Annotated in this window: 3 protein-coding genes; 2 read left to right on the top strand and 1 reads right to left on the bottom strand. The window is 37.5% G+C overall.

The features are described 5' to 3' along the window. Positions 1-33 precede the first annotated feature (33 nt). Positions 34-261, bottom strand: a complete 228-nt coding sequence (locus tag GO685_RS04305) for a hypothetical protein (protein WP_175937722.1) — start codon at positions 259-261, stop codon at positions 34-36. A 258-nt stretch (positions 262-519) separates the two neighbouring features. Between GO685_RS04305 and GO685_RS04310 the strand changes: the two genes are divergently transcribed. Together GO685_RS04310 and glyA are read left to right on the top strand one after the other, a co-directional pair. After that, on the top strand, positions 520-1,731 hold the full coding sequence (locus tag GO685_RS04310) for an MFS transporter (protein WP_175937723.1): 1,212 nt from the start codon (positions 520-522) through the stop codon (positions 1,729-1,731). A gap of 56 nt (positions 1,732-1,787) precedes the next feature. Further along, the gene (gene glyA / locus GO685_RS04315; protein WP_175937724.1) at positions 1,788-3,065 is read left to right on the top strand and encodes a serine hydroxymethyltransferase; all 1,278 of its coding nucleotides are present in this window, start codon (positions 1,788-1,790) and stop codon (positions 3,063-3,065) included. Positions 3,066-3,252 lie beyond the last annotated feature (187 nt).

The raw sequence follows: 3,252 nt of genomic DNA on the forward strand, positions 1-3,252 counted from the left end.
TTTGACAAGACTGCTGAGGTTTTTATGGGTTTTTTAAACTTCGTTGGTTCTCTCATATGGCTTCTCTAAAATTTTGTTCACAGAGACTAGTTTTATGGTCTCTTCTACTTTGCTTAAAAGTTTCATATATAGCTTGTCATATCTGTTACCTGTATGAGAGGCAAACGTTTGCTCGATGTATTTTGTTAAGTAATTTTGTAGCGTGTTGTTTTTTGTGCTTGTACTCATTGGCTCACCTTCGCTTAACGTTATATTGACCATTATACATGTGGAAAGGTTAATATTGAGTTAACTAAGACGTTTCTGATGTTAGGCTTTACTAAAAATTATACCATTTTAGATATAATTATTCCCATTTTTAGAAATGCTCTCTGTGTTCAAGCAGCTAAGGCTAGAAAATTTAGTTGATACACAGTTACTTATTTGCTATGAATTTAACTACGCTCAATTTTAGCAAATTAAAATTTATAAAAAATCTTTTTTTCATAAACCTATGATTTTAAATTTAAGGTGAGGTTGATGCTACAAAGAAACTTTTTAATATGGTTGCTAGCATCGTTGTTCTATGCGTACCAATACATATTACGCGTAATCCCGAACATAATCGCACCTGAATTAATAACAAAGTTTAACATAAGTGTTACAGATGTTGGTCAATTCGGTGGGCTGTATTATGTAGGCTATACGCTTGCTCACATACCTGTTGGTCTTTTTCTTGACAGATCTGGCCCAAAACTTGTTTTGCCTATATGCACTATTTTGACATTCGCTGGAACACTACCGCTTATATGCTTCGATGAGTGGTATTACTCAATATTTGGTAGAATAATCGTCGGAATTGGATCGTCTGCTTCAGCAATTGGGATCTTTAAAGTTGCAAGCATGTATTTTTCACAAGAAAAATCAGCAAGAATGGCCAGTTTGTCTATAATAATAGGACTACTAGGAGCTATTTATGGTGGATTACCCTTGGACTTTTTACTCGATAAATTTGGTTGGGATTATGTTATTTATACTTTCTCGGCGTTTGGTTGTTTGCTTGCTTTGCTGTTATTCTTTGTAACGCCAAGCAATGATGCACAAGGGAGTATAAGTGATAATATACTTCAAGATTTGAAAACTGTGCTCTTCAACAAACATATCATTCTGATCAGTTTTTTTGGTGGCTTAATGGTTGGTCCATTAGAAGGTTTTGCTGATGGCTGGGCAAAAGCATTCTTGTGTGAGGTGTATCAAATGACTGGAGATCTAGCGTCTTCGCTTTCTTCTCTTATGTTTATAGGTATGGGAGCTGGAACATTCTTTTTGGCTTACCTGCTGGAAAAGTGTCCAAATAGGCATTACGAAGTAATTATTGCGTGTTCTTTTGCAATGATCGCTAGCTTCCTTTTGCTTTTTACACGAACTGGTGGTCTATATGCTGTGCTGCCTGCGCTTCTTGTTATTGGGTTTGCATCTGGATATCAGGTAATTACCATTTACAAAGCAATAAGTTATGTGAACAATAACTTGGTGGGTTTGGTTACGGCCGTATCAAACATGATAGTTATGGTTTTTGGCTATTTTTTTCACGTTGGAATCGCAAAAATAGTAGATTTGTATTGGGATGGAATGATAATACAAGGAAATCCCGTGTATGGTGCTGGATTGCTGGTAAAAGCAATATCGATTATTCCTATATGTCTACTCTTGGCTGCTTTTGGTTTTGTGTGGTTAAAGAAACGATCTTAAAATTGCTTGTAGCGAACATACATTTTAATATCATTGAGTTAAACGAAGTTTAATCTATGACAAGTGTTTCAGAAAAAATCTGCAGGTTTAAAAATGGTTTAAAGTCTTTTGATGACGAGATTTATCAATCTATAAAGAAGGAATTGCAGCGTCAAAGGTCACAACTGCAACTGATTGCATCAGAAAATTTTGTAAGTAAAGCAGTGATGGAGACACAAGGTTCTTTTCTAACTAATAAATATGCGGAAGGTTATCCAGGGAAAAGGTATTACTGTGGTTGTGAATATGTGGATGAGGTCGAAAGTCTAGCTATAGAGAGGCTCTGTAAACTGTTTGGTGTTAAATTTGCGAACGTTCAACCTCATTCTGGTTCTCAAGCAAATCAAGCAGTGTTTGCTTCATTGCTTACCCCGGGCGATACGATACTTGGATTATCGCTGAGTTGCGGTGGACACCTAACTCATGGTGCGGCACCAAGCCTTTCTGGTAAATGGTTTAAGTCGATTCAGTATATAGTCAGCAAAGACACTTATCTGCTCGATATGGACGAGATAGAAAAACTGGCACTTGAGCATAAGCCAAAACTGATCATAGCTGGTGCTTCTGCTTATCCAAGAAAGATAGACTTCAAGCGTTTTCGCGAAATCGCGGATAAAGTCGGTGCGTATTTACTTGCCGATATTGCTCACTATGCGGGGCTTATTGTAGCGGGCGAATATCCGTCCCCTGCTGGATATGCGCATGTTATGACTTCTACGACTCACAAAACTCTGCGTGGTCCTAGAGGTGGAGTAATAATGACGAATGATGAAACGTTACATAAAAAAATTCAATCGGCAGTTTTCCCAGGGCTGCAAGGTGGGCCGCTTATGCATGTAATAGCCGCGAAAGCTGTTGCATTTAAAGAAGCACTAGCGCCAGAGTTTAAGACTTATAGCAGAAAAGTTGTGGAAAATGCGAAAGTGCTATCTCAAACGCTGCAAGAGCATGGACTGAGCATTATAACCGCTGGCACTGACTCTCATATAGTGCTAGTTGACTTAAGACCACAGAAATTGACTGGAAAAGATGTTGTAGATAGCCTTGAAAGGGCTGGTATTACCTGCAATAAAAACTCTGTACCATTTGACACAGAAAAGCCAACCATCACTTCAGGGCTGCGTTTTGGCACTGCTGCTGAGACAACACGTGGACTTGGGGCGGAAAATTTTAAAGAAATAGCAGACTTAGTAAACGAGATAATTCAAGGACTAATCAGCAAAAATAGCTTAAATGTTGAAAAAACAGTGAAGAGTAAAGTTGAAAAGATTTGTAATGATTTTCCCATTTATTAACTCTAGTAATTTATATGGTGTCATCCAAGCAGTTCATAGAAACAGGGTCAAAAAAACTACTTGACAACCTTCACCGTTACCCTTATCGTAATATTGAAGCTATTTGTTTAACTTCTCAATCTGTACAGGTTAAAATGACAAGAAAACTTGTATTTCGCGTACTATTGTTTAATTTTTCGCACTATGT

Origin of the sequence: Wolbachia endosymbiont of Madathamugadia hiepei (assembly GCF_013366855.1) — a bacterium.
In the GTDB taxonomy this organism is placed as follows: Bacteria; Pseudomonadota; Alphaproteobacteria; order Rickettsiales; family Anaplasmataceae; genus Wolbachia.

Excerpts from the sequence above, each read along its gene's own strand:
- glyA (WP_175937724.1), top strand. The coding sequence starts at position 1,788 with ATGACAAGTGTTTCAGAAAAAATCTGCAGGTTTAAAAATGGTTTAAAG.
- GO685_RS04305 (WP_175937722.1), bottom strand. The coding sequence starts at position 261 with ATGGTCAATATAACGTTAAGCGAAGGTGAGCCAATGAGTACAAGCACA.
- GO685_RS04310 (WP_175937723.1), top strand. The coding sequence starts at position 520 with ATGCTACAAAGAAACTTTTTAATATGGTTGCTAGCATCGTTGTTCTAT.